Source organism: Kitasatospora sp. NPDC003701 (assembly GCF_053587085.1).
The window spans coordinates 68653-92704 of record NZ_JBSFNM010000010.1 but is presented as its reverse complement, the minus strand read 5'-3'; the positions used below and the strand labels follow the sequence as shown (position 1 = coordinate 92704).

Here is a 24052-nt window from a genome sequence, read left to right as displayed (position 1 = left end):
CCCGCGGTGACGGTCCCCGGCGCCGCTCTGCCTGTCGCCCATGGCGGTCACCTACCGCGCCAGGCTGCGACAGGCCCCGCGAGCACGGCAAGCCTTGTTGCCGGTTCCGCAAAAGAGCGGCCGCGTCACCGCGTGCGGTACCAGTACGAGCGGGCGCCGGCGGCCAGGGCGACGCCGAAGACGGCGAAGGCTCCGAGGCCGATCCAGCCGACCAGCAGGACGTCCGCCTCGGTGGGGAAGTCCCCGCGCGGCAGGGTCAGCACGCCCGTGGTGGCGAGGGCCAGGTAGCCGGCGCCGACGACGCCGTACGGCGCGAGTGTCGCGGCGCCGAGCAGCGCGGGGGCGAGCGGAAGCCAGCGGGGGACGCGCCGGCCGCGCAGCACCGGGGTCCACCGGGGGAACACCTGGCCCCACGGACGGACCAGGCCCCAGAGCAGGAACACCCCGAGCACCGCCAGCAGCGCCGTCGCGTCCACGCCCCAGGACTCCAGGGTGAGCCAGAGCCCGGAGGCGCCGTTGCGCTCGGCGACGGCCCGCATCGCCGCCCCGCTCAGGCCGGCGAACGTACCGCCGAGGGCCCAGGTCAACTTCATCGCGACGTACGGCACGAACGCCAGCGTCCCCGCGAGAGCGGCCAGTTGGACCGCGCCCGAGGCCTCCGACGGGGCGGCGGGCACACCCGTGCCGGCCGCCCGGACGGTCGCACCGCCGGTGCGGGCGCAGGCCGCCAGCAGGACGGCGCCGAGCGCGGCGAGCGCGTGCTGGGCCGCGCCCGGCCAACTGCCCACGTCCTGGTCGAAGACCAGCGTGATGACGTCCATCAGCAGGCCGAAGGCCGCCGCTCCGGTCAGGGCGCAGAGCGTCCACAGCACCGTCCGCAACCCCCGGGGCCGCGCCGGTCGCCGTGCTCCCCGGGCCGCGGTCGCTCCGGCCGCCGCCGCGACGGCGCCCACCGCGGCGACCGCCCACCCCGGCCGGGCCGCACCGATCAGGGTGGCACCGGTCAGCGCGCAGCCGAGCCCGAACCCCGCGTACGCGACGCCCCAGACGGCCACCCCCCGGCCGTCCGTGCCCCACCCCGCCGGACCCTGCTCCCCCGGGCCCCCGTCGCCCGCCGCCCGTACCGCTGCTCCGCCCGCCGCTGTCGTCATGCCCCCACGCTCACACCGGCCGCCCCGCCCGGGCCTCCCCCGCGCGAGCGAGCCCGCTCCCCCGGGAGGGTGATCCCGGAGGGTGAGCCCGGAGAGCGAGCCCGGAAGGTGAGCCCGGAGAGCGAGCCCGGCCGCGGCCGCCCCTTGCCCTGGAGTGCACTCCAGCCCCTACTGTCGGACGCCTCGGCACGGAACCTTGAACAGGGGGACTGAACCATGCGCTACCGCATCCTGGGCGGCACCGGTATCGAGGTGAGCGCCTACTGCCTCGGCACCATGATGTTCGGCGCGGTCGGCAACCCCGACCACGACGACTGCGCCCGCATCATCCACACCGCCCTCGACCAGGGCATCAACTTCGTCGACACCGCGGACATGTACTCGGCGGGCGAGTCGGAGGAGATCGTCGGCAAGGCGCTGCAGAGCCGCGGCACCCGCGACGACGTCGTCCTCGCCACCAAGGTGCACTTCCCGATGGGCGAGGGCCGCAACCGGGGCGGCAACTCGCGGCGCTGGATCGTCCGCGAGGTGGAGGAGAGCCTGCGCCGGCTGCGCACCGACCGGATCGACCTCTACCAGGTCCACCGGCCCGACCACACCACCGACATCGAGGAGACCCTCGCCGCGCTCGGCGACCTCGTCACGGCCGGCAAGATCCGCGCCTTCGGCTGCTCGACCTTCCCCGCCGAGGAGATCGTCGAGGCGTACCACGTCGCCGAACGCCGCGGCCTGCCGCGCTTCCGCACCGAGCAGCCGCCGTACTCGCTGCTCGCCCGGGGAATCGAGCGGGACGTGCTACCGACCGTACGGCGGCTCGGCATGGGCGCACTGACCTGGAGCCCGCTCGCCTCCGGCTTCCTCACCGGCCGCTACCGCAAGGGCCGCCCGATCGACCTCGGCACCGGCCGGGCCGCCCTCACCCCGGCCCGCTTCGACCCGGCGCTGCCGGTCAACGTGGCCAAGCTGGAGGCCGTCGAGGAGCTGACCGCGCTCGCCGACGACCTCGGCCGCACGCTGCCCGAACTGGCCCTCGCCTTCCCCCTGGCGCACCCGGCCGTCACCTCGGTGATCATCGGCCCGCGCACCGGGGAGCAGCTGGCGGCGGCCCTCAAGGGCGCCGACCTCACCCTGGACGACGCCGCCCTCGACCGGATCGACGCCATCGTCCCGCCCGGCACGAACGTCTACCACCCGGACGGCGTCTGGCAGCCGCCCGCCCTCACCGACCCGGCGCTGCGCCGCCGCCCCGCCACCGACCGCGCGGCCGGATAGCGGCCGGCGAGCTGCCGCCCCGGCGAATCACCCCCGGGGAATCACCCCCGGGGCAGCAGCTCCCGCGCCGCCCAGGCCAGCGCGTCGGGCAGCGCCTCGGCGGTGACCGGGAACCAGAGGGAGCAGGAGCTCAGCCCGGCCTCGGCCAGCTCGCCGAGCGCGTGCCGGACGCTCTCCGCCGACGCCGCCGTGCCGCCGAGCGGGGTGCCCGGCACGGGGCCGGCCGGGGTGTGGCCGGGCGGGACGAGGAAGACCCCGGCGGTGAGCGCCAGCGTGCCCGGGTCCCGGCCGGTCTCCTCGCCGAGGGCGGCCAGCCGGGCCCGGACGGCGGTGAGGCCCGCCGGTTCGACCGCCGCGCCGTGCCAGGCCTCGCCGAACCGCAGGGCCCGGCGCAGCGCCGCGTCGCCCTGGCCGCCGACCCAGACCGCCGGCCCGGACGGGCTCAGCGGCGGCACCCCGATCCGGACGGCCCCCTCGCCCCGCCACAACTCCCGGACGACCGCGAGCTGTTCGTCCGCCCGGCGGCCCCGGCCCGCGAACGGCACACCGACCGCCTCGAACTCCCCGGCGTCCCAGCCCGTCCCCACGCCGAGGGTGAACCGGCCGCCGGAGAGGCGGTCCAGCGTGGCGCCCTGGTGGGCCAGGAGCACCGGATTGTGCAGCGGCAGGATCAGCACGCTCGTCACGAGCCGGATCCGCGAGGTGGCGCCGGCGACGGCGGAGAGCAGCACCAGCGGGTCGTGGGACAGGCCGACCTCGGTGCGCAGCACATGGCTGCCGGCGATCAGGTGGTCGAACCCGAGCCGCTCCGCCTCCTGCGCGGTGCCCAGCACGGCGTCGAGGTCCCGGACGTCCTTCGGCCAGAGGCGGTGCGGCGCGACTCCGAGCTTCATGCTGTCCCACTTCCCCGCGTCGGTCGTGACACCCGGTCAACAGGCTTACGGCGCCGGGGATTCCCCTCGTCAGGCGGCCGAAGTCTCCTGGCGCCGCAGCAGGTCGATCACGCCGGTCAGGTCCTCCGCTCCGGACGCCTCCGCGAGCCGGCGCGCCATCAGCCCGAAGTACGGGGCGAGCAGCTCGGTGCTGACGCCCTGCTCCTCGGCGGTGCGCAGGAAGGTGGGGGTGCCGGCGACCTGCATGGCGAGGTTGGAGACCACCCCCAGGGTGTAGTCCCCGGCCTCCAGCTGCGCGGCGGTCTGCGCCGCCGAGCCGGCCATCGCCCGGAGCCAGGAGGTCAGCAGCGGGGCGAGGTCGCCCGGGGCCACGGACTCCTTGCCGATCAGCGCGTAGGCGTGCGCCACCCCGGCGAACATGCCGTACATGGCGCTCAGCAGCGCGACGTCGTACAGGGCGGCGAACCCGGCGTCCTCGCCGACGAACCGGGTGCCGGCCGGGACGGCCAGGGTGTCGCGGTGCTCCTCGAACAGCTCGCGCGAGCCGCTGTAGAAGACGTACGGGCCGGCCTCCGAGACGCCGATCATCGGCGGGACGGCCATGATCCCGCCGTCCAGGTAGCGGGCGCCGCGCTCCTGGGCCCAGGCGGCGCGGGCGCGGGCCAGGCCGGGGGTGCTGGTGACGAGGTTGACCACGTCCCGGCCGGCCAGGTCGAGGCCGTCCAGCGCCTCGGCCACGGAGGCGTCGTCGAGCAGGCAGACGACCACCAGCCGGTTGGCCGCGACCGCCTCGGCGGGGGTGGCGGCGACGGTGGCGCCCCGGGCGGCGAGGTCCTCGGCCCGGGCGGCGGTGCGGTTCCAGACGGTCAGCGGGTGCCCGGCGGCGAGCCAGGTCCGGGCCAGCGCGGCGCCCATCGCGCCGAGTCCGAGCAGGGTGAGGGAGGTCGTCGAAACGGGGTCAACAGTGTTCTGTGCCATGTCGATCAGGCTCGTCGCCGGGGCGGTCCGCGGACAAGTACGCACCTCGAAGTGGGTGGTTACCCTGAGGTGAGCGATGAGGTCGGGAGGGGTGGGTCATGGCGACGGTGCCGAGGCCGGGCGCGTACGTCTGCGGGATCGACGCGGCGATGGACGTGATCGGCGGCAAGTGGAAGGTGCTGATCCTCTGGGCGCTGGACGAGCGGCCGAACTGCCGGTTCGGCGAGCTGCGCCGCCGGGTGCCGGGGATCACCGAGAAGGTGCTCGCCGCCCATCTGCGCGAGCTGGAGGCCGACGGCATCGTGCACCGCGAGTCGTACGACGAGGTGCCGCCGCGCGTCGAGTACTCGCTGACGGCGGTCGGGGCGCGGCTCAACGCGGCGCTGGCACCGCTGGGGGCCTGGGGCCGCGAGCACGTCCTCGGCGGGGCGGAGCACCCGGGCCGGGGGGCCGCGTAACGCGACGGGGCCCGGGGCGCCGCGCCGGTCCGGGCCCGTCGGCGGCTCAGGCGATCGAGGCCGCCACGATCGCCGCCACCGCGACGTTGCAGCTGGCGGTGACCCAGACCGCCGGGTGCGGCTCGGGGTCGACCAGGACGGCGCCGAGCTTGCCGGGCGTCAGGATGTCCACCGCCCAGAACGCGACGGCCATCAGCACCAGGCCCAGCAGGCCGAAGCAGGCCGTCGAGACGAGGCCCTTGCCGAAGTCCTCGTAGGTGTACATGATCGCGGTGAAGACGATGCCGCCGATGCCGAGCAGCGCGGAGCTGAGCAGCACGGCGGCGTTGCGGTTGCGCTCGACCCAGATCTGGTGGCCGAGCCTGCCCGGCGTCAGCGCGTCGACCAGGCCGATGCCGAGGAGGAGCAGCAGCACGCCGACGGCGCCGAAGGCGGCCGCCGCACCGAGGCCGTGCAGGATGTCGTTCATGGGTGTCCGTCCCCCGTGTCCGCTCACTGAATCCCGCCGGGCCCGGCTCCGCCCGGTCCGGCGGTCAAGGATCGGCAAAACATATCCCATCGGCCCCGTGGCCGGACAGGAATCCAGGGCCCCTCCCGTACCATCCCGCCCCACGCGTACCATCGGGCGCCATGACGCCGTCCCAGTCACCCAGCACATCCCCCGGAGCCGGCCGACCGGGACCGGACGCCCGGCGCCGCTCGGGCTTCGTCACCCTCGGCATGGTCGGCACCCTCGCCCTGGCGCTCTCCGGCTGCTCCTCCGGCAGCGGTGGCAACCCGCCGAGCCGCTGCGTCGACCCGTCGACCCTCAAGGTGCTGGACAGCCACGCGTGCACGGGCGGCACCACCGCCGCCGCCGGCCGCTGGTACTACTGCGGCTCGGGCGGCACCACGGCGCTCGGCGGCACCTTCGACAAGGCCGCCACCAAGCGCGGCGGCTTCGGCTGCCCGTCCGGCTCCAGCGGCTCGGGCGGGGGCTGACCGCGGTGCGCCGCCGCGCCATCGCCCCGCGCCCCGACTGGCTGGCCACCGTCGAGGGCCAGGGCCTGATCTACGCGATGTGCTCCGACCCGTGCAACCAGGGCGGCCCGCACGCCTACTGGGACGAGAGCGGGTACTACGAGTTCTCGCTGCCCGAGGTGGAGGCGCTGGAGGAGGTGGTCGAGGAGCTGCACGGGATGTGCCTGGCCGCCGCCGACCACGTGGTCCGCACCGGCCGGTTCGCCGACTACGGGATCACCGACCCCCGGCTCGCCGCGACCGTCGCCGAGTCCTGGCGGCGGCGCGCCGAACAGCCGTCCGTCTACGGGCGGTTCGACCTCGCGTACGACGGCACCGGCCCGGCCAAGCTGTTCGAGTACAACGCCGACACCCCGACCTCGCTGATCGAGGCGGCCGGCCCGCAGTGGTTCTGGATGGAGGAGCGCTTCCCCGCCGCCGACCAGTGGAACTCGCTGCACGAGCGGCTGGTCGCCTCCTGGGCCCGCCAGAAGCACCTGCTGCCGCCCGGGCCGGTGCACTTCGCCCACTCGCGCGGCGACACCGAGGGCGAGGACTGGATGACCACCCTCTACCTCCAGGAGTGCGCCGAGCAGGCCGGCATCGACACGGTCGGCATCGCCGTGGAGGACATCGGCTGGGACGGCCTCTCCGGCCGCTTCGTCGACCTCGAACACCGCTTCATCCGCTCGGCGTTCAAGCTCTACCCGTGGGAGTGGCTGGCCGGGGACGAGTTCGGCGAGCAGCTGCTGGACGTCGTCGACCACGGTGGCGGCACCGGCTCCACGCTCTGGATCGAGCCGGCCTGGAAGATGCTGCTCTCCAACAAGGCGCTGCTGGCGGTGCTCTGGGAGCTCTACCCGGGCCACCCCAACCTGCTGCCCGCCTACCTGGACGGCCCGCGCGAACTCGCCGCCCCGGACGGCCCCGGGTACGCGGCGAAGCCGCTGCTCGGCCGGGAGGGCGCCGGCATCCGGATCGTCGGGCCGGACGGCGCCGAGACCCGGCTCGCCGCCTGGGCCGGCGACCCGGACCGCTACGGCGCCGAGGGCCACTGCTACCAGCAGTACCACCCGCTGCCCGACTTCGACGGCAACCGCCCGGTGCTCGGCGCCTGGGTGGTCGACGGCGAGGCGGCGGGCCTCGGCATCCGCGAGACGGACGACAGCCCGATCACCCACCAGGGCGCCCGCTTCCTGCCGCACGTCATCGTCTGAGCCGTCCGCAGGGCCGGGCGTCCCCGCCCGGCCCTGCGGCCACCCGGGGTCAGTCCTCGTGCGTCAGGTGGTCCACGCAGGCCGCGACGGCCAGCAGCAGCCCCGCGTCGGCGCCGTCGGCCACCTCCACGCCGTAGGTGTCACGGACCCGGAACCACTTGCGGGAGATCCGGGCGAGGTCGTCGCCGTGGGCGTTCTCGATCCGGTAGTCCTTGTCGATCAGGTTCCCGTGGATCTTCAGCTCGCCACCGCCGGCCAGCTCCACCAGGTACTTGTCGCGGAACGGCGTGAACAGCTTCTCCCGGACGGTCGCGACCACGTCGCCGTCGGCGTTCTCGATCTTCATCGCGTCCCGGACGGTGAACGCCTTCTCCTTCACCACCGCCACCACCCGGCCGGCGGCGTCCTTCAGCTCGAAGGTGTCGCGCAGCCGCAGCACCTTGCCGTCCACCAGGAACGCCTTGTGCCCCCGGTCGTCCTCGATCCAGTAGTCGTCACCGATCGCGAACAGCTTCTCCCTGACCAAGTACCGCATACCGCCTCCTCCGTGTGGGACGTCCCGCCCATTCGACCCGATCGGCCTCCCCCCCTGAAGGACCGCCACACGCCGGAGGGCCCGGCGGAGCAGGGCCGAGCCGGTCGCACGTACTGCACAGAACCACACAGAACAACCACTGGATGGTCAAGAACGGCCACGGTCGGCCATGATGTCGCTGCCCCGACCGTGGGTGCCCGCGCGGGTGTCCCGGCACCGACACCCCGCCAGCCCGGAGACTCCCGATGCGCCGACTCACCCACGCCGAATTCCTCGCGATGCGGCGGTTCGACGCACTGGACGGACTGCGTGCCGTCGCCGCCGTGATCGTGGTCTTCTTCCACTACGGCGGCCCGGAGTCCCGGTTCCTCTCCGGCTGGATCGGGGTGCACGCCTTCTTCGTCCTCTCCGGCTTCCTCATCACCACCCTGATGCTCCGGGAACGGGACCGGACCGGGCGCATATCGCTGCGGAACTTCTACATCCGGCGGGTCTTCCGGATCGTGCCGCTCTACTACGCGGGCCTGGCGATCACCATGGTCGCCGTCTACCGCTCCGGCCACAGCTGGGCGGTGCTGATGGACCACCTGCCGAACTTCCTCGGCTTCATGAACGAGTACCACCTCGCCGGCGACACCCCGTACCTGCACACCTGGACCATCGGCATCGAGCAGAAGTTCTACCTGGTCTGGCCGCTCGCGCTGATCCTGGTCGGCCTGATCTCCGAGAAGCTCCGCATCCCGCTCGCGGTGGCCGCGATCGCCCTCGTCCTGGTGCCGTACAACGAGACCTGGAAGGGCATGGGCCTGCACTACTCGGTGCTGCTGATCGGCGCCCTGCTCGCCGTCGTCCTGCACAGCCGCCGCGGTTTCGCCCTGCTCAGCCCGCTGACCCACCCGGTCGTCGGCGCGGTGGCCGGCCTCGGGTTCCTCGTCCTGCACGCGAAGCTGCCGGACCTGACCGCCCACTTCGGCGGCGAGCAGATCCCGATCTTCCTCTTCGGCCTCGGCGTCGCGCTGCTGCTGCCCACCCTGCTCGGCCCCGGCCCGGGCCGCCTGATCCTCTCGCTGCGCCCGCTGGTCTTCGTCGGTGAGCGGTCCTACGGCCTCTACCTGCTCCAGGCCTCGGCCGTGAGCGTCACCGCCGCCCTGGCCCCGTGGCTGCCCGGCGGCACCCCGCTGTTCGCGACCGCCGTCTGCCTGGTCGCGCTGGCCGCCGCCGACCTGCTGCACCGCCGCCTGGAGACGCCGATGATCGAGGTCGGCCGCCGCCTGATCACCTGGTGCGACACCGTCTCCCGCCGGATCCGGCCCACCGTGCCCGCCCCGGCCACCGCGCCCGACACCACCGTCCACCCGCCGGCCGGGGCCCGGCCCGCCCCGGCCCTCACCGGCCCCTCCCGGCCGGAGTGACCCGGCGGCGGCGCCGGTGCGCCCCGCCTCCGTGACCGGCCGGAATGAGCAGCACCCCCGTGCGGTTTGATGGGGGTATGGCATCTCGTGCACGTGTACGCGCCCCCGAGCTGGTCGGGGCAGGCGGTTGGCTGAACACCGGCGGCAAGGAGCTCACGCTCGCCGACTTCCGGGGCAAGATCACCGTCCTGGACTTCTGGACCTTCTGCTGCATCAACTGTCTGCACGTCCTGGACGAGCTCCGTGAGTTGGAGGAGAAGCACCGCGACACCGTGGTGATCGTCGGCGTGCACTCCCCCAAGTTCGTGCACGAGGCCGACCACCAGGCCGTGGTGGACGCCGTCGCCCGGTACGAGGTGCACCACCCGGTGCTGGACGACCCGGCGCTCGCCACCTGGAAGCAGTACGCGGTGCGGGCCTGGCCGACGCTGGTGGTGATCGACCCCGAGGGGTACGTGGTCGCCCAGCACGCCGGCGAGGGGCACGCGCACGCCATCGCCCGGCTGGTCGAGGAGCTGGAGGCCGAGCACGCGGCCAAGGGCACGCTGCGCCGCGGCGACGGCCCGTACGTGGCGCCCGAGCCCACCGCGGGGGACCTCAAGTTCCCCGGCAAGGTCGTCCGGCTGCCGAACGGCCACTTCCTGGTCGCCGACTCCGGCCACCACTCGCTGGTCGAGCTGGCCGAGGACGGCGAGAGCGTCGTCCGCCGGATCGGCGACGGCGTGCGCGGGCTGGTCGACGGCACCAGCCCCCGGTTCAGCGAGCCGCAGGGCCTCGCCCTGCTCCCGGAGGGCTCGGCGTACGACGTGATCGTGGCCGACACCGTGAACCACGCGCTGCGCGGTGTCCGGCTGGCCGACGGCAGCGTCGAGACCCTGGCCGGCACCGGCCGGCAGTGGTGGCAGGGCTCCCCGACCGAGGGCCCGGCCCGCGAGGTGGACCTCTCCTCGCCGTGGGACGTCGCCTGGTTCGACGGCAAGGTCTGGATCGCCATGGCCGGCGTCCACCAGCTCTGGGCGTACGACCCGGCCACCGGCACCGTCGGCGTCGCGGCCGGCACCACCAACGAGGGCCTGGTCGACGGCCCGGTCGCCGAGGCCTGGTTCGCCCAGCCCTCCGGCCTGGCCGTCTCGGCGGACGGCGAGCTGCTCTGGGTGGCCGACTCGGAGACCTCGTCGCTGCGTTCGGTTTCACGTGAAACGAAGACGGTCCGGACGGCCGTCGGCACCGGCCTGTTCGACTTCGGCCACCGCGACGGCGCGGCCGAGCAGGCGCTGCTCCAGCACCCGCTGGGCGTCACCGTGCTGCCCGACGGCTCGGTGGCCGTCAGCGACACCTACAACCACGCGCTGCGCCGCTTCGACCCGGCGAGCGGCGAGGTCACCACGCTCGCCACCGACCTGCGCGAGCCCTCCGGCGCGGTGCTGGTGGACGGCGACATCGTGGTGGTCGAGTCCGCCCGGCACCGCCTCACCAGGCTGCGGCTGCCCGAGGAGGCCGTCCGGGTCGAGTCGGTCGCGCACCGCACCCGGCGGGCCGCCACCGAGGTCGCCCCCGGCACGTTCCGGCTGGACGTGGTCTTCTCGGCGCCCACCGGCCAGAAGCTGGACGAGCGCTACGGCCCGTCCACCCGGCTGCTGGTCAGCTCCACCCCGCCCGAGCTGCTGGTCTCCGGCGCCGGCGCGGACACCGCGCTCTCCCGCGAACTGGTGCTCTCCGACCGGGTGACCGAGGGCGTGCTGCACGTCTCGGCGATGGCCGCCTCCTGTGACGACGACCCGGAGATCGAGTTCCCGTCCTGCCACGTCCACCAGCAGGACTGGGGCGTGCCGGTGAAGCTGGCCGCGGACGGCGCGCGCCGGCTGCCGCTGGTGCTCGCCGGGATGGAGTAGCCGCGGCCGGCACCGGCAGCACGAAGGGCCCGGCACCCGCCGGGCCCTTCGTGCTGTGCGGGCTCAGCCCTCCAGGAAGGCCTTGACCGCGCTCGCCAGCAGGTACGGGTCGTCCGCACCGCAGAGCTCGCGCGCCGAGTGCATGGAGAGCGCCGCGATGCCGCAGTCCACCGTGCTGATCCCGAGCCGCGCCGCGGTGATCGGGCCGATCGTCGTACCGCAGGGCATGGCGTTGTTGGAGACGAAGGTCTGCCACGGCACGCCGGCCTTCTCGCAGGCCGCCGCGAAGACGGCCCGGCCGACCCCGTCGGTCGCGTACCGGTTGTTGACGTTGACCTTCAGGATCGGCCCGCCGTTGGGCATCGGGTGGTGCCCCGGCTCGTGCCGCTCGCTGTAGTTCGGGTGGACGGCGTGGCCCATGTCGGAGGAGAGGCAGACGGTGCCGGCCAGCGCCCGGGCGCGGTCCTCGGGGCTGCCGCCGCGCGCGTAGACGCTGCGCTCCAGCACGTTGCCGAGCAGCGGGCTCTGCGCGCCGGTGTCCGACTCGCTACCGGTCTCCTCGTGGTCGAAGGCGGCCAGCACCGGGATGTACGGCAGGGCCTCGCCGGCCACGGCGGCCAGCGCGGCGGTGGCCGCGTGCACCGAGAGCAGGTTGTCCAGGCGCGGCCCGGCCAGCAGCTCGCGGTCCCGGCCCAGGTAGGTGGCGGGCTGCACGTCGTGCGTCATGAGGTCCCAGCCGGCCACGTCGGCGGCGTCCACCCCGGCGCGCTCGGCGACGTACTCGATCAGCGAGCCCTCGTCGACCGGGCCGAGGCCCCAGATCGGGGTGAGGTGGCGCTGCTTGTCGAGCTTCATCCCCTCGTTGACCTGGCGGTCCAGGTGGATCGCCAGCTGCGGCACGCGCAGCAGCGGCTCGTCCAGCTGCACCAGCCGCGAGCTGCCGTCCCGCAGCGCGAGGCGGCCGGAGAGGCCGAGGTCACGGTCGAGCCAGGTGTTCAGCGGCACGCCGCCGTAGATCTCCACCGCGACCTGCCGCCAGCCCGCCGAGCCGGTGTCGGGCACCGGCTTGACCCGCAGGTTGGGCGAGTCGGTGTGGGTGCCCACGACGCGGAACGGCGTCTGCGGCCCGGCGCCCTGCGGCACGTACCACGCGATCAGCGCGCCGCCCCGGATCACGTAGCGGCCCCCGGCCACCGCGTCCCAGGCGTCCGTCTCGGCGACCTGCCGGAAACCCGCCTTCTCCAGCCGCTCGGCGGCGCTGGCGACCGCGTGGTAGGGCGACGGTGAGGTACCGAGGAAGGCAATCAGATCATCGGTGTGCGTCCGGTCGAAGAAGGCCTGACGGGCGGCGGTCGACATGCTGCTCCTGAGTCGAGGGAGGGCCGAAGCCGGATGGGGGTCGGCTTCGCACCTTGAGCATATGCCCGTACACGGACAGGACACTCGGAACCTCCCAACGGATGCAGAACGCAGACAGAACCGTGAACTGACGCAGCGCCGGACGCCGCGCACCCAACGGTTGCGCCCGGTCGCGGACGGTCATACCGGGGCCGGCCCCGGGCAGCGGCGCAGGCCGGGACGGGGGAACGCCGAAGGGCCCGGTCCGGGAACCGGGCCCTTCGGCGTGAGGGTTGGGTCAGGCGGTCAGTGGGAGGGCGGGCGTCAGAACGCCTCCTCCGCCAGCTCCATGATCTCGTTGTCGATGCCCTCGGCGATCAGGCGCTGCGAGGAGACGGTCGGCAGGATGTTCTTGGCGAAGAAGCGGGCCGCCGCGACCTTGCCCTGGTAGAAGGCGACGTCCTTCTCCGAGGCGCCGGCCTCCAGCTTGGCCAGGGCCACCGCGGCCTGGCGCAGCAGCAGCCAGCCGACCACGACGTCGCCGGAGACCATCAGCAGGCGGGTGGTGTTGAGGCCCACCTTGTACATGTTCTTGACGTCCTGCTCGACCGAGGAGAGGTCGGCCAGCAGCTTGCCGACGATGGCCTCCAGGTCACCGGCGGCCTTGGCGAGCAGCTCGCGCTCGGTGGCCAGGGCGTCGCCGCCCGCGGCGGAGCCGAGGAACTTCTGGATCTGCTCGGACAGCGCGGTGAGCGCCTGGCCGCCGTCCTTGACGATCTTGCGGAAGAAGAAGTCCTGGCCCTGGATCGCGGTGGTGCCCTCGTAGAGGGTGTCGATCTTGGCGTCCCGGATGTACTGCTCGATCGGGTACTCCTGCAGGTAGCCGGAGCCACCGAAGGTCTGCAGGGACTGGGCGAGCTGCTCGTAGGACTTCTCGGAGCCGTAGCCCTTGACGATCGGCAGCAGCAGGTCGTTCAGGCGCTCGGCCGCCTCGTCGGCCTCGCCGCGCAGGCGGGCGGCGAGCACGTCGTCCTGGGTGGAGGCGGTGAGCAGGACCAGCGCGCGCATGCCCTCGGCGTACGCCTTCTGGGTCATCAGCGAGCGGCGCACGTCCGGGTGGTGGGTGATGGTCACCCGCGGCGCGGTCTTGTCCAGGAACTGCGAGATGTCGGCGCCCTGCACGCGCTCCTTGGCGTACTCCAGCGCGTTGAGGTAGCCGGTGGAGAGGGTGGCGATGGCCTTCGTGCCGACCATCATCCGGGCGAACTCGATGATCTTGAACATCTGGCGGATGCCGTCGACCTTCTCGCCCAGCAGCCAGCCCTTGGCGGGGTGCTTGGCACCGAAGGTCATCTCGCAGGTGTTGGAGGCCTTGAGGCCCATCTTGTGCTCGACGTTGGTCGCGTAGACGCCGTTGCGCTCGCCGAGCTCGCCGGTCTCCCAGTCGAAGTCGTACTTCGGCACGATGTAGAGGCCGAGGCCCTTGGTGCCCGGCTTACCGCCCTCGGGGCGGGCCAGCACCATGTGGATGATGTTCTCGGACATGTCGTGCTCGCCCGAGGTGATGAAGCGCTTCACACCCTCGATGTGCCAGGAGCCGTCCTCCTGCTTGATCGCCTTGGTGCGGCCGGCGCCCACGTCCGAGCCGGCGTCCGGCTCGGTCAGGACCATGGTGGAGCCCCAGAGGCGGTCGGTCATCCGCTTGGCGACCTCCAGCTGCTCCTCGGTGCCCTCCTCGGCGATGACGCCGGCGAAGGCCGGGCCGGAGGAGTACATCCAGATGGCCGGGTTCGAGCCGAGGATCTGCTCGGCGAAGCCCCAGATCAGCGAGGACGGGGTGACCTGGCCGCCGATGGACTCCGGGATGCCCAGGCGCCACCACTCGGCGTCCATGAAGGCCTGGTAGCTCTTCTTGAACGAGGCCGGGATCGGCGCGGTGTTGGTCTCCGGGTCGAAGACCGGCGGGTTGCGGTCGGTGTCGGTGAAGGACGCGGCGAGGTCGTTCTCGGCGAGGCGCGCGATCTCGCTCAGGATGTTCTTCGCGGTCTCGACGTCCATGTCCGCGAACGGTCCGGTGCCGTAGACCTGCTCGCGGCCGAACACCTCGAAGAGGTTGAACTCCACGTCCCGCAGGTTGGACTTGTAGTGACCCATCGCCGTTTTCTCCGGTTCGTCGCTTCCGGGAGACCGCCGCGTTCGGGCGCCCCGTACCCACCAGTAGGCAACATGATGCTACCCAGCGGTAACTTGTTTCAAGCCCCTGGCAGTGAATCCGCTATGAACGTGGTCACGTCCCACAAGCCGGGACGGCCACTCCTTGTCAGGATCGACGCCCGCACAGGCGGCTGCGCTCCCGATAGCCTGTCCGTGTGTACGGCTATGACCAGAACGCATACCCGGGTGATCCCTACCAGCAGCAGGCGGGACCGCAGCCGGGCATGAACGGCATGCCCGGCCCCGGCCCGTACGGCGAGCAGCCGCAGGCGTCGCAGCAGCAGTCCCTGTACCCGGAGCCGTCCCCGCCCTCGCTGGCGGACGCCGTCCGGGCCTTCACCACCGGGTCGATGGCGGTGGAGGACTTCCAGGCCATCTTCATCACCTCCAAGGTGCACTGCCCGCGCGGCGACCGCCCCGGCTTCCTGGCGCTGCACAACACGCCGACCCCGGTGATCCCGATGTTCAGCTCGCTGAAGGAGCTGCGCCGCTACGCCGGTAAGGACTCCAAGCACTTCACGGTCACCGGCGCCGAGGTGCTCGACCTGCTGCCGACCGGGTACGGCTTCGCCCTGGACATGGAGGGCGAGCACCGGATGGTCTTCGACGCCAAGGCGGTCGAGCAGATGGTCGACTTCACCATGCGCCGCATGTACGGCTGACGCACCGGACGACCGCCGCACGGCCCGGGGCCCCTCCGGAACGGGCCCCGGGCCGTCTCGTCGACACATAGTTCAAAGTTCAACTTGCTTCTTGTTGAGAATTGAACTAATCTCGTGGACGTAGGCCAGAGGAACCCCCCGAAGGAGGCCGACATGCCCGCCGTGACCGTCGAGAACCCGCTGACCCTCCCCCGCGTCACCACCCCCGACCCGGCCGCGACCAACGCCCGGCCGGTGCTCACCGTGGTGACCGCCCCCGAGGGCTTCGAAGGCGAGGGCTTCCCCGTCCGCCGCGCCTTCGCCAAGATCAACACCAAGTACCTCGACCCGTTCATCATGATGGACCAGATGGGCGAGGTGGAGTACGCGGCCGGCGAGCCCAAGGGCACGCCCTGGCACCCGCACCGCGGCTTCGAGACGGTCACCTACCTGATCGACGGCGAGTTCATCCACAAGGACTCGCACGGCGGCGGCGGCCACCTCGGCGGCGGCGACACCCAGTGGATGACGGCGGGCTCCGGCATCCTGCACATCGAGACGCCGCCGGAGTCCCTGGTGACGACGGGCGGGCTGTTCCACGGCATCCAGCTCTGGGTCAACCTCCCGGCCTCCGACAAGATGACGACCCCGCGCTACCAGGACATCCACGGCGGGCACGTCAAGCTGCTCTCCACCCCGGACGGCGGCGCGATCCTGCGGCTGATCGCCGGTGAGCTGGACGGCCACCGGGGCCCGGGCGCCACCCACACCCCGATCACCCTGCTGCACGCCAGCATCACCCCGGGCGCGCAGGTCACCGTCCCGTGGCGGCAGGACTTCAACGCGCTGGCCTACGTGCTGAACGGCGACGGCAAGGTCGGCGCCGAGGGCCGGCCGATCCACACCGGGCAGGCGGCGGTGTTCGGCGAGGGCGACACCCTCACCATCTCCGCCGACAGCCGGCAGGACTCCCGCCACCCCAACCTGGACGTGATCCTCCTGGGCGGGCAGCCGATCCGGGAGCCGGTCGCCTGGTACGGGCCGTTCGTCATGAACAGCCACCGCGAGCTGGAGCAGGCGATGCGGGACTTCCAGTCCGGCTCGTTCGGTCACCCGATCGACTGACCCCGCCCGGATCCCGGCCCCCGGAACGCCGGGGGCCGGACCCCGGCCCGCCGACCACGCCCCGGCCCGCTACCGCCGCATCGTCACAGCAGCGCGTAGAGGGCCGAGGCGTCGTCGTGCGCCTTCCCGCGCGGCCAGCGCTCGCAGCCCGCGTCCGACCGCTCGACCGCCCGCACCTGGGCGATCAGCTCACCCGGTCCCGCCTCGGCGAGCAGTCGCAGCGCGTCCGCCCAACTGCCCAGGCCGAAGCGCTCGGTGTAGCGCGAGGCGCCGTCGCTCAGCGCGGCCACCGCGTGCAGCCGCGCCAGGTCGACGAAGCCGGTCTCGGCGTGCTGCGCGGCCCTGGGGCTGGCGGCGGCGATCCACGGGCCGCCGCCGGAGTTCCGGGCGGCCCGGACGGCCAGCGCGTACTCCAGGTGCAGCGCGGCGCGCTCGGCCGTACCGGGCACCGTCGACCAGACCTGCCGGCGCAGCTCCTCGCCGTCGGGGAAGCGCTGGTTGTCCCCGATCACCCTGGGCGGGCCGTCCTTGTACTGCAGCACCAGCAGCGAGTCCCCGAGCACCAGGTACTCCAGTGCGGCGCCGTGCCGCCGGGCGGCGACCACCATGGCGGCGGGCGTGTTGGGGTGGGCGAGGTCGCAGCGACCGCCGTGCAGCGCGGCCGTCTCCACGATGGCGTCGGCCAGGCACTCGGCGATCGAGCGGTCCGCCCGGTCGGTCAGCCGGGCCAGCAGGTGCACCCCCAACCGCCGTACGTACCAAGGGGTGCCGTGGCGGCACCCGGACTCCAGGCCGGTCGGTGAACTCGCACCGTCGAGCAGTACGAGCGCCTCCGGCGAGGCCGCCGCGAAGTCCTCGCTCTCGCGGTCCGGCCGCCGTGCTTCCCCTGCCAGCTGTACCTGCATCCCGACAGTGTGGACGCCGGGTGGGGCGCGCGCCCAGACCCGTGCACGCGGCGTGCCCCGGCCCGGCCGGGGCCGTCCGGTGGCAGTGGGGGTAATTCGGCCATACCGTCGGATATCGACTGGACAATTCGGCCAATCAGGGCCCGTCAGGTTTGCGAGCTCCTTCGAGGGGCCGGCCGACACGGCGCTGACGAGGACGAGGAGCGACGGATGTTCTGGCAGTTCATCGTGCTGGTGGCCGCCTCGATCGGCTTCCCCACCGCAGCACTGCTGTTCCTGATCGGCGGCCCCCGCTTCCCCGACGAGCAGCGCGACCGGCGCTGACACCCGCCCGGCCGGGCGCCGCACGGCGACCGGCCGGGCCGGAGCCGCTCACCCGGCCGGCCCGCCCAGGGCCCGCTCCAGCGGGGCGGCCCGGGCGAGCAACAGCTCGTCGGCTCCGGCCGCGCCGACCACCTGGAGACCGAGCGGCAGACCGTCCGCACTCACCCCGGCGGGCAGGCCGAGGGCCGGCAGCCCGGCGTAGCTCCACGGCAGGGACATCACCGCGTCGCCGGTGCTGCCCAGCCCGAGCGGGGCCGGCCCGGTGGCGGCGGGCGCCAGCAGCAGGTCCACCCCCGCGGCCGCCCAGGCGTCGGCGAGGCGGGCCCGGGCGTACGTGCGGGCCCGCAGCGCCGTCTCGTAGTCCTCCGGCCGGACGGCCTGGCCGTGCCGGATGCCGGCCGCCGTCTCCGGCCGGTAGAGACCGCCGAAGCGGGTGAACCAGTCGGCGTGGCTGCGGGCCTGCTCGAAGCGGTTGATCGTCCGCACCTGCCGCACCAGCCGGTCGAAGTCCGGCAGCACGTCGACCTCGCGCACCGTCGCCCCCGCGGCGGTGAGCTGGTCCAGCTGCTCCCGGAAGGCCGCCAGCGCCACCGGCCCGGCCTGCTCCAGGTACGGCCCGACGGGCACCCCGAGGACCGGCGGCGGGCCGGCCGCCCCCGGCGCGGCCCGCCAGTCGTCGCAGAGCAGCGGCGCCGCCAGCGCCGCACCGGCGAGGTCGGCGGTGAACAGCCCCAGGGTGTCGAAGCTCGGCGCGTTCGGCAGCACCCCGTCCATCGGGATCCGCCCGTACGTCGGCCGGAAGCCCACCACCCCGCAGTAGGCGGCCGGCCGGATCACCGAACCGACCGTCTGGGTGCCGATCGCCAGCGCCACCAGCCCGGCCGCGACCGCCGCCGCCGACCCGCTGCTGGAGCCCCCCGGGGTGTGCCCGGGGTGGTGCGGGTTCCGGGTCGGGCCCGGGGCGCCGCCGGCGAACTCGGCGGTGACCGTCTTGCCCGCCACCAGTGCGCCCGCGGCCCGCAGCCGGTCCACCACGGCGGCCTGCGGCCCGGCCAGCACGCCCGGCGGCAGCGCCGAACCGGCGTGCGTGGGCAGGCCGTCCACGTGGACGATGTCCTTGATCCCGACCGCCACCCCGTACAGCGGCGGCGCGGCTCCCGGATCGGGGTGGCGGGCGACCAGCGCGCGGGCCTCGGCCCGCAGCCGCTCCGGGCGCCCGGGTTCGGGCACGAAGGTGTGGAGCAGCGGGTCCAGCTGCTCGATCCGGCCGCAGAGCCGGTCGGCCCGGTCGACCGGGCCCTCGGCCCGTACCCGCTCGACCTCGTCGGCCAGCGACCGCGGGCGGACCAGCGATCTCTCCATGCCGATCAGGCCAGGTCCGGTCGGGCTACGGGTGCTCGGTCGCCAGGTACGGCGTCTCGCGCAGGTAGTACGCGCCGCAGGTGTGGCAGCAGAGTTCGGGCGTCTTGCCCCAGTCCGCCGGATCCCGCAGCCGCGCACCCTCGTCCAGCTCCCGGCCGCACATGGCGACGGCCTCGGAGCCGCGGACCATGTGCCAGAGCCTCACCCCGGCGGACGGACCGCCGTCACCGTACTCGGCGCGCATCTGGTGCATCATTCCCCCATCGTCCGGCGGCCGTCCGGCCCCGGCAACCGGGGGCGGGGGCCGGGTCCGGACCGCCCCCGCACGCCCGGTCAGACCAGGCTGCCGTGCAACCGCAGCCGGGCGATGCCGCCGTCCGGGAAGACGTCGATCCGGACGTGGGTGGCCGGGCGGGGCGCGTCGAGCACCAGGCGGTGGACGGCGTCGGGCTGGAGCCGGGTGCGGGGCACCAGCTCGAACCACTCCTCCGGGTCGGCGCCCTGCTCGTCCCGGCCGTGCAGCGCGGCCCAGCCGGCCGCGTTGCCGACGTAGTAGCCGGTGTCGATCTCCACCGCGCGGATCGCACCGCGCCCGGCGAGCCGCAGCAGGACCCAGTCGTGGCCGTCGTCCCGGCGCCGGCGGTTCTCCCAGCCGTCGCCCATCGCCCGGGACCTGCCGGGCAGGGCGAGGTTGGCCGGGGGCGAGAAGAAGCGGTCCGAGGCGTCCTCGACCGTGCCGCCGTGCTCGATCGCGGCCAGGTCGAAGGTGCCGAGGGCGGCCAGCCAGGCGGTGTCCGGCCGGGCCTCGCCGTGCACCCGCAGCCGGGCGATGCCGCCGTCCGGGTACTGGCTGAGCCGCAGGTGGGTGAAGCGGCGGCCGCCCTCGACGGCGAAGCCGTTGGCGGCGTGGCCGCGCACCGGCGAGCGGGGCACCAGCGGGTGCCAGACGGTGGAGTCGGCCAGCAGCTCCTCCGGGCCCGGGGTGCCGGGGAGTTCGGCGCCCTCCAGGGCGATCTGCTGCGGGTGGTTGCCCCGGAAGTGCGCGGTGTCGACGATCACGCCGTGCACGACCCCCGGCACTCCCAGGCGGATCAGCGCCCAGTCGTGGTCCTCGGCGGTCGGGTGCGGGTGCGCGGTGCCGGCGCCGCGGCGGCGGCGGGTCTCCCACCCGTCCATGATCTGGCCCTTGTTGCCGAAGGTGTGCGGGCGGAACTCGGCGGGCTCGGGCAGCAGCAGGTTCTCCCGCTCGGCGAACAGCTCGTCGTTGGCGGCGATCACGGCGCCGCCGAGCCGGCGGTCGGCCAGGTCGGTCAGCGTGGTGAAGTCGAACTCGCCGGAGCGGTAGTCGGCGTACGGGTTGCCGCCCGCGTAGGGCAGCGCGGCGGCGTCGGGCAGGGTCCGGGGCGTGGTGTCGGTGGCCATGCCTCCACCATGACCCCGCCGAACTGATCAGGTCCATCACAAAGAACTGAGCAAACCGTTCACTGTGCCTGAACGGTCGCCGCCACCTCGGCCAAGGCCGACAGCACCCGGCGCAGCGGCGGCGTCCCCTCCGTCCCCGTGCGGACCGCCGCGACCACCCGGCGGGTCGGCAGGTCGGCCGGCAGCGCCCGGACCACCGCGCCGCCGAGGCGCCCGGCCGAGGCCAGCCGGGGCACCAGCGCCACCCCGAGGCCGGCCGCGACCATCGCCAGGATCGCCGACCAGTCCGCCGCGGTGTGCGCCCGCTCGGGCACGAACCCGGCGTCCGCGCACGCCGTCAGCGTGATCTCCCGCCAGGGGCCGGCCGCGCCGTAGATCCACGGCTCGTCGGCGAGGTCCGCGAGCCGCAGGCCCGGGGCGTCGGCCCGCGGGTGCCCGGGCGGCAGCGCCACGTCCAACGGGTCGCTGAGCAGCACCGACTCGACGAACCGGGGATCGCCGCCGGCCGGCCGGACCGCCAGCGAGAGCGCCAGGTCGACGTCCCCCGCCGCCAGCAGCCCGTACGCCCCGGCCGCCTCCGCCTCCACCACCCGCACCGCCAACCGCGGCGCGTCCGCCCGCAGTCGGGCGATCGCCGGGACGAGCAGCCCGCCGATCGCGGTGGCGAAGGCACCCACCCGCACCTCGCCCGCCTCGCCGTGCAGGTACCCCGCGAGCTCCGCCTCGGCCCGCTCCAACTGCCCGAACACCAGCTCCGCGTGGCGCAGCACCAGCCGCGCCGCACTGGTCAGCCGGACCCTGCGCCCGTACGGCTCCAGCATCGGCGCGCCCACCTGCCTGGCCAGTGCCGACACCTGCTGCGAGACCGCCGACGGCGAGAGGCGCAGCCGCTCCGCCGCCGCGGTGACCGTCCCGCACTCGTCGACCGCCCGCAGCACCCGCAGCCGCCGCAGATCCCACTCGCCCACCGCACCCATCGCGCCAGCGTAGTTGCGTTCCGGCCACCCCGGCCGGAACCCGTCGTCCGCCCCTCGACAGGGTGCGGCGGCGCGACCGGCCGGCGATCACCGCCGGGCCCCGAATCGCCCTGATCCCGACGCGATTCACCCGAGGCCGGAGCGAGGACCGGGCGGACCGCCCGCACCCCTTCCCGGCTTCTCAGCAGGCCCGCAGCAGGGCGTCGTCCTGCCACTTGAGGACCTTGTCGAAGCTGACGATCGCCCCGCGCAGGGGGTGGTTGCGGAGCTGGACGTGGTCGGTCAGGGCGTGGATCAGGAAGAGGCCCCGGCCGGACTCGGCGGTGAGGTCGGGCAGGGTGTCGAGGTCGACCGGGCGCAGGGTGGGCGCCGGGGCCCCGGGGCGACAGGGGGGCAGGACGTGGGTGTCGTACGGGCGTTCCTCGCGGCGCGGGCGGTGGCCGGTGAGGACCGGGCCGGGGACGCTGGCGCGGCCGCGCCGGGCGCGGCGGCGCGGGGCCGGGCGGGCCGGCGGAGCGGTCGGCCGGCGCGGCGGGAACGGTGCGGGGGCGGCGGGCGCGGCCGGCCCGGAGAGGCCGGGGCCGGAGTCCGTCACCTCGATCCGCAGGAGGTCACCGCTGATCGACGCGGTGACCTGGAAGCCGTCGTCCGCCCGCCCGCCGGCGCCGTGCTCCACGGCGTTGGCGCAGGCCTCGCTGAGGGCGACCCCGAGGTCGTCGGCGATCTGCGGGTCGACGCCCGCCGTGGCCATGGCACCGAGCAGGATGCGCCGGGCCAGCGGCACGCTGGCCGGGTCGCGCTTGAGGTGCAGAGTCCACCAGATGTCCACGGGAGGTCCCTCCTGGCTGCGGCTCCACATACAACTAGGTATCTCCGGGCGATCCTGCCGTGAACCGTGCCGGAGGTCCGCTACCGCCCGTTCGGCGGATGGACTGGGGCCGTGGTCTGTGCCGAGCGGCGCACAGCGGGGGCCGCACGCCGGGGCCGAACGGGGCATTCGTCGGACAAGCCCGGGGATTTCCCACCCTGCCAACGGCGCCGCGGTGGGCGATGAGATGATGGCCCGGCCATGACTGCCCTCGCCACCGCCCCGCACCCGGGCGCCCCCGCACCGGACGCGCCGGTGGGGGCCGCCGCCTGGGACCTGCGGCTTGCGCGGGCCGTGCCGTTCGCCCTGGTCTGCACGCTGATCGCGGCCACCGGGCACGCCCTGGCCGGCGGCGGCAACGTGACGGCGCCCGCGCTCGCGACCGGCTTCGCGGCCGTCCTGGTGCTCGCGATGGCCTTCGGCGGGCGGGAGCGTTCGCTCGGCGCCATCGCCGGTGCGCTCGGCGCGGGCCAGCTCGGGCTGCACTGCCTGTTCCACGCCTTCGGCGGTCACGCGACCGCGGCGGCCGGTGCGATGGCCGGGATGCACCACGGTGGCGGCTCCGGCCCGCTGACCCTGCCCCAGGTGGCCGGCCGGCTGATCTGCAACGAGGCCCGGCCCGGCACGCTGGCCGGCCTGCCCGGCAACCCGTCCGCCGAGCAGCTGGTCGCCAACGCGGGCCTGGACCCGCAGGCGTACGCCGTCGCGCCCTGGTGGCAGGGCGGTCTGCTCGGCATGACGCCCTCGATGCTCGCGGGCCACCTGGCCGCCGCCCTGCTGGCCGGCTGGTGGCTGCGGCGCGGCGAGGCGGCGCTCTGGCGGCTGGTCAGGATCACCGCCACGGCCGCCCGGGAGCACTGGGCGACGCCGCTGCGGACGGCGTTCGCGCTGGCCGCGGCGCTGCTGGGCGGTCTGCTCGGCACGCCCGGCGGGCCCGCCCGCCGCTCCGGCGCACGTGCCGGGGACAGCCGGCTGCCGGCACGCACCGCACTGCGGCACAGCGTGGTGCGGCGCGGCCCTCCGTTCGGGGCCCTCGCGTACTGACCCGCCGTCGACGGCGTGCCCGGCCGGGCCGCCGTACCGGGCTCCGGGCGTGCGCAGCAGCAGTGCCGTACCCGCCGCGCCCCGCGGCCTGCGGCCACCCACTCGTCCCCCACGCCGCGCGGCCCCGCCGAGGCACGGATCACCGTGTCCGGGAGCGGTCCTGCCGCCGAGCCTCCGAACGGAGACCCGAATCATGCGTTCCCTTCCCGCCCGCCGTATCGCCGCCGTCGCCCTCACCGCCGCCACGTCCGTCGTGGTGCTGGCCGGCCCGGCCTTCGCGCACGTGACCGTGAACCCGGGCAGCGCCCCGCAGGGCGGCTACACCGCCGTCGACTTCCGGGTGCCGAACGAGAACGACACCGCCTCCACGGTGAAGCTGGAGGTCAACCTCCCGCTGGACCACCCGCTGGCCTCCGTCCGCACCCTCCCGATGCCGGGCTGGACCGCGACCGTCGAGAAGTCCAAGCTCGACAAGCCGATCAAGGTGCACGGCAACGACGTCAACGAGGCCGTCTCCAAGATCACCTGGACCGCCGACGCGGGCACCAAGATCGCCCCCGGCCAGTTCCAGGAGTTCCGCGTCTCGCTCGGCCCGCTGCCGACCGACACCGACAAGCTGATCTTCAAGGCGCTGCAGAGCTATGACAACGGCGACGTCGTCCGCTGGATCGACGAGGCCAAGGACGGCCAGCCCGAGCCGGCCAAGCCCGCCCCCGTGCTGACCCTCGCCAAGGCCGCCGCCGGTGACGACCACGGCGTGACCGCCACCCCGTCCGCCGCCGCCGACGGCCACGGGCACGGCGACGCCAAGAACGAGGCCGCGGCCGACTCCTCCGCGAAGAGCAGCGACTCCACCGCCCGCGTGCTCGCCGTGGTGGGCATCGTCGTCGGCCTGATCGGCGCCGCGTTCGGCGTCGTCGGCCTGCGCCGCAAGAACGGCGGCTCCGCCTCCTGACCCCCGCACCGGCGGGGCCGCACCCGTACCGCACCCGGGTGCGGCCCCGCCGGTGATCCACCGCGCACGA

23 protein-coding genes are annotated in these 24052 nt (G+C 74.2%); 10 read left to right on the top strand and 13 right to left on the bottom strand.

Going from position 1 to position 24052, the window contains the following annotated elements; genetic code table 11:
• Positions 1-125: 125 nt before the first annotated feature.
• A complete protein-coding gene (locus ACWDRR_RS12500; RefSeq protein ID WP_449772141.1) occupies positions 126-1151 on the bottom strand; it encodes a hypothetical protein in 1026 nt (341 codons plus the stop codon).
• 216 nt (positions 1152-1367) lie between these two features.
• On the opposite strand from ACWDRR_RS12500, the gene ACWDRR_RS12495 reads away from it, so the two are divergent.
• Positions 1368-2423 (top strand): aldo/keto reductase, encoded by a 1056-nt coding sequence (locus ACWDRR_RS12495; protein WP_449772140.1) that lies wholly within the window; start codon positions 1368-1370, stop codon positions 2421-2423.
• Between the two features lie 41 nt (positions 2424-2464).
• Here ACWDRR_RS12495 and ACWDRR_RS12490 read toward each other — a convergent pair whose 3' ends face one another.
• Together ACWDRR_RS12490 and ACWDRR_RS12485 are read right to left on the bottom strand one after the other, a co-directional pair.
• Positions 2465-3316 (bottom strand): TIGR03619 family F420-dependent LLM class oxidoreductase, encoded by an 852-nt coding sequence (locus ACWDRR_RS12490; protein ID WP_449772139.1) that lies wholly within the window; start codon positions 3314-3316, stop codon positions 2465-2467.
• Between the two features lie 69 nt (positions 3317-3385).
• Positions 3386-4294 carry an NAD(P)-dependent oxidoreductase gene (locus tag ACWDRR_RS12485; protein WP_449772138.1) on the bottom strand — a complete coding sequence of 303 codons (909 nt, stop codon included), beginning with the start codon at positions 4292-4294 and terminating at the stop codon, positions 3386-3388.
• Positions 4295-4392: 98 nt separating this feature from the next.
• Between ACWDRR_RS12485 and ACWDRR_RS12480 the strand changes: the two genes are divergently transcribed.
• Positions 4393-4752 (top strand): winged helix-turn-helix transcriptional regulator, encoded by a 360-nt coding sequence (locus tag ACWDRR_RS12480; RefSeq protein ID WP_449772137.1) that lies wholly within the window; start codon positions 4393-4395, stop codon positions 4750-4752.
• A 46-nt stretch (positions 4753-4798) separates the two neighbouring features.
• On the opposite strand, the gene ACWDRR_RS12475 is transcribed toward ACWDRR_RS12480, so the two are convergent.
• The gene (locus tag ACWDRR_RS12475) at positions 4799-5221 is read right to left on the bottom strand and encodes a DUF350 domain-containing protein (RefSeq protein WP_449772136.1); all 423 of its coding nucleotides are present in this window, start codon (positions 5219-5221) and stop codon (positions 4799-4801) included.
• Positions 5222-5382: 161 nt separating this feature from the next.
• On the opposite strand from ACWDRR_RS12475, the gene ACWDRR_RS12470 reads away from it, so the two are divergent.
• Both ACWDRR_RS12470 and ACWDRR_RS12465 read left to right on the top strand, forming a co-directional pair.
• Positions 5383-5733 carry a hypothetical protein gene (locus ACWDRR_RS12470; protein ID WP_449772135.1) on the top strand — a complete coding sequence of 117 codons (351 nt, stop codon included), beginning with the start codon at positions 5383-5385 and terminating at the stop codon, positions 5731-5733.
• 5 nt (positions 5734-5738) lie between these two features.
• The gene (locus tag ACWDRR_RS12465) at positions 5739-6968 is read left to right on the top strand and encodes a glutathionylspermidine synthase family protein (RefSeq protein WP_449772134.1); all 1230 of its coding nucleotides are present in this window, start codon (positions 5739-5741) and stop codon (positions 6966-6968) included.
• Positions 6969-7017: 49 nt separating this feature from the next.
• On the opposite strand, the gene ACWDRR_RS12460 is transcribed toward ACWDRR_RS12465, so the two are convergent.
• Positions 7018-7503, bottom strand: a complete 486-nt coding sequence (locus tag ACWDRR_RS12460; RefSeq protein WP_449772133.1) for an LURP-one-related/scramblase family protein — start codon at positions 7501-7503, stop codon at positions 7018-7020.
• A gap of 245 nt (positions 7504-7748) precedes the next feature.
• Between ACWDRR_RS12460 and ACWDRR_RS12455 the strand changes: the two genes are divergently transcribed.
• On the top strand, positions 7749-8915 hold the full coding sequence (locus ACWDRR_RS12455) for an acyltransferase family protein (protein ID WP_449772132.1): 1167 nt from the start codon (positions 7749-7751) through the stop codon (positions 8913-8915).
• 77 nt (positions 8916-8992) lie between these two features.
• Complete coding sequence (locus ACWDRR_RS12450) at positions 8993-10807, top strand: NHL domain-containing thioredoxin family protein (RefSeq protein ID WP_449772131.1); 1815 nt, start codon at positions 8993-8995, stop codon at positions 10805-10807.
• Positions 10808-10870: 63 nt separating this feature from the next.
• On the opposite strand, the gene ACWDRR_RS12445 is transcribed toward ACWDRR_RS12450, so the two are convergent.
• Together ACWDRR_RS12445 and ACWDRR_RS12440 are read right to left on the bottom strand one after the other, a co-directional pair.
• Positions 10871-12166 carry a M18 family aminopeptidase gene (locus ACWDRR_RS12445; RefSeq protein WP_449772130.1) on the bottom strand — a complete coding sequence of 432 codons (1296 nt, stop codon included), beginning with the start codon at positions 12164-12166 and terminating at the stop codon, positions 10871-10873.
• 303 nt (positions 12167-12469) lie between these two features.
• Entirely contained in the window at positions 12470-14299 is a 1830-nt protein-coding gene (locus ACWDRR_RS12440; RefSeq protein ID WP_449772129.1) for an acyl-CoA dehydrogenase, read from the bottom strand.
• A gap of 215 nt (positions 14300-14514) precedes the next feature.
• Here ACWDRR_RS12440 and ACWDRR_RS12435 point away from each other — a divergent pair, with 215 nt between their 5' ends.
• Positions 14515-15021: an SseB family protein gene (locus tag ACWDRR_RS12435; protein WP_380327897.1), complete on the top strand. Its 507-nt coding sequence runs from the start codon at positions 14515-14517 to the stop codon at positions 15019-15021.
• Positions 15022-15174: 153 nt separating this feature from the next.
• Complete coding sequence (locus ACWDRR_RS12430; protein WP_449772128.1) at positions 15175-16125, top strand: pirin family protein; 951 nt, start codon at positions 15175-15177, stop codon at positions 16123-16125.
• Positions 16126-16208: 83 nt separating this feature from the next.
• Here the strand turns inward: ACWDRR_RS12430 and ACWDRR_RS12425 are convergent, their stop codons facing one another.
• The 6 genes from ACWDRR_RS12425 to ACWDRR_RS12400 all read right to left on the bottom strand — a co-directional run bounded on the left by ACWDRR_RS12425 (position 16209) and on the right by ACWDRR_RS12400 (position 21944).
• Positions 16209-17030, bottom strand: coding sequence for an integrase (locus ACWDRR_RS12425; protein ID WP_449772127.1), 822 nt, complete (start codon positions 17028-17030; stop codon positions 16209-16211).
• Positions 17031-17402: 372 nt separating this feature from the next.
• Positions 17403-18716 carry an amidase gene (locus ACWDRR_RS12420; RefSeq protein ID WP_449772126.1) on the bottom strand — a complete coding sequence of 438 codons (1314 nt, stop codon included), beginning with the start codon at positions 18714-18716 and terminating at the stop codon, positions 17403-17405.
• A gap of 25 nt (positions 18717-18741) precedes the next feature.
• Complete coding sequence (locus tag ACWDRR_RS12415) at positions 18742-18972, bottom strand: hypothetical protein (RefSeq protein ID WP_449772125.1); 231 nt, start codon at positions 18970-18972, stop codon at positions 18742-18744.
• A gap of 77 nt (positions 18973-19049) precedes the next feature.
• Entirely contained in the window at positions 19050-20138 is a 1089-nt protein-coding gene (alc, locus tag ACWDRR_RS12410; protein WP_449772124.1) for an allantoicase, read from the bottom strand.
• Positions 20139-20197: 59 nt separating this feature from the next.
• Positions 20198-21106 carry a LysR family transcriptional regulator gene (locus tag ACWDRR_RS12405; RefSeq protein ID WP_449772240.1) on the bottom strand — a complete coding sequence of 303 codons (909 nt, stop codon included), beginning with the start codon at positions 21104-21106 and terminating at the stop codon, positions 20198-20200.
• A gap of 190 nt (positions 21107-21296) precedes the next feature.
• A complete protein-coding gene (locus ACWDRR_RS12400; RefSeq protein WP_449772123.1) occupies positions 21297-21944 on the bottom strand; it encodes an ATP-binding protein in 648 nt (215 codons plus the stop codon).
• A gap of 240 nt (positions 21945-22184) precedes the next feature.
• On the opposite strand from ACWDRR_RS12400, the gene ACWDRR_RS12395 reads away from it, so the two are divergent.
• Together ACWDRR_RS12395 and ACWDRR_RS12390 are read left to right on the top strand one after the other, a co-directional pair.
• Positions 22185-23027 carry a hypothetical protein gene (locus ACWDRR_RS12395; protein WP_449772122.1) on the top strand — a complete coding sequence of 281 codons (843 nt, stop codon included), beginning with the start codon at positions 22185-22187 and terminating at the stop codon, positions 23025-23027.
• Positions 23028-23220: 193 nt separating this feature from the next.
• Entirely contained in the window at positions 23221-23982 is a 762-nt protein-coding gene (locus ACWDRR_RS12390; RefSeq protein ID WP_449772121.1) for a YcnI family copper-binding membrane protein, read from the top strand.
• Positions 23983-24052 lie beyond the last annotated feature (70 nt).

Bases quoted from the DNA above. Each gene is read 5' to 3' on its own strand.
- ACWDRR_RS12500 (WP_449772141.1), bottom strand. From the start codon at position 1,151: ATGACGACAGCGGCGGGCGGAGCAGCGGTACGGGCGGCGGGCGACGGG.
- ACWDRR_RS12495 (WP_449772140.1), top strand. From the start codon at position 1,368: ATGCGCTACCGCATCCTGGGCGGCACCGGTATCGAGGTGAGCGCCTAC.
- ACWDRR_RS12490 (WP_449772139.1), bottom strand. From the start codon at position 3,316: ATGAAGCTCGGAGTCGCGCCGCACCGCCTCTGGCCGAAGGACGTCCGG.
- ACWDRR_RS12485 (WP_449772138.1), bottom strand. From the start codon at position 4,294: ATGGCACAGAACACTGTTGACCCCGTTTCGACGACCTCCCTCACCCTG.
- ACWDRR_RS12480 (WP_449772137.1), top strand. From the start codon at position 4,393: ATGGCGACGGTGCCGAGGCCGGGCGCGTACGTCTGCGGGATCGACGCG.
- ACWDRR_RS12475 (WP_449772136.1), bottom strand. From the start codon at position 5,221: ATGAACGACATCCTGCACGGCCTCGGTGCGGCGGCCGCCTTCGGCGCC.
- ACWDRR_RS12470 (WP_449772135.1), top strand. From the start codon at position 5,383: ATGACGCCGTCCCAGTCACCCAGCACATCCCCCGGAGCCGGCCGACCG.
- ACWDRR_RS12460 (WP_449772133.1), bottom strand. From the start codon at position 7,503: ATGCGGTACTTGGTCAGGGAGAAGCTGTTCGCGATCGGTGACGACTAC.
- ACWDRR_RS12455 (WP_449772132.1), top strand. From the start codon at position 7,749: ATGCGCCGACTCACCCACGCCGAATTCCTCGCGATGCGGCGGTTCGAC.
- ACWDRR_RS12450 (WP_449772131.1), top strand. From the start codon at position 8,993: ATGGCATCTCGTGCACGTGTACGCGCCCCCGAGCTGGTCGGGGCAGGC.
- ACWDRR_RS12445 (WP_449772130.1), bottom strand. From the start codon at position 12,166: ATGTCGACCGCCGCCCGTCAGGCCTTCTTCGACCGGACGCACACCGAT.
- ACWDRR_RS12440 (WP_449772129.1), bottom strand. From the start codon at position 14,299: ATGGGTCACTACAAGTCCAACCTGCGGGACGTGGAGTTCAACCTCTTC.
- ACWDRR_RS12430 (WP_449772128.1), top strand. From the start codon at position 15,175: ATGCCCGCCGTGACCGTCGAGAACCCGCTGACCCTCCCCCGCGTCACC.
- ACWDRR_RS12425 (WP_449772127.1), bottom strand. From the start codon at position 17,030: ATGCAGGTACAGCTGGCAGGGGAAGCACGGCGGCCGGACCGCGAGAGC.
- ACWDRR_RS12420 (WP_449772126.1), bottom strand. From the start codon at position 18,716: ATGGAGAGATCGCTGGTCCGCCCGCGGTCGCTGGCCGACGAGGTCGAG.
- ACWDRR_RS12415 (WP_449772125.1), bottom strand. From the start codon at position 18,972: ATGATGCACCAGATGCGCGCCGAGTACGGTGACGGCGGTCCGTCCGCC.
- alc (WP_449772124.1), bottom strand. From the start codon at position 20,138: ATGGCCACCGACACCACGCCCCGGACCCTGCCCGACGCCGCCGCGCTG.
- ACWDRR_RS12395 (WP_449772122.1), top strand. From the start codon at position 22,185: ATGACTGCCCTCGCCACCGCCCCGCACCCGGGCGCCCCCGCACCGGAC.
- ACWDRR_RS12390 (WP_449772121.1), top strand. From the start codon at position 23,221: ATGCGTTCCCTTCCCGCCCGCCGTATCGCCGCCGTCGCCCTCACCGCC.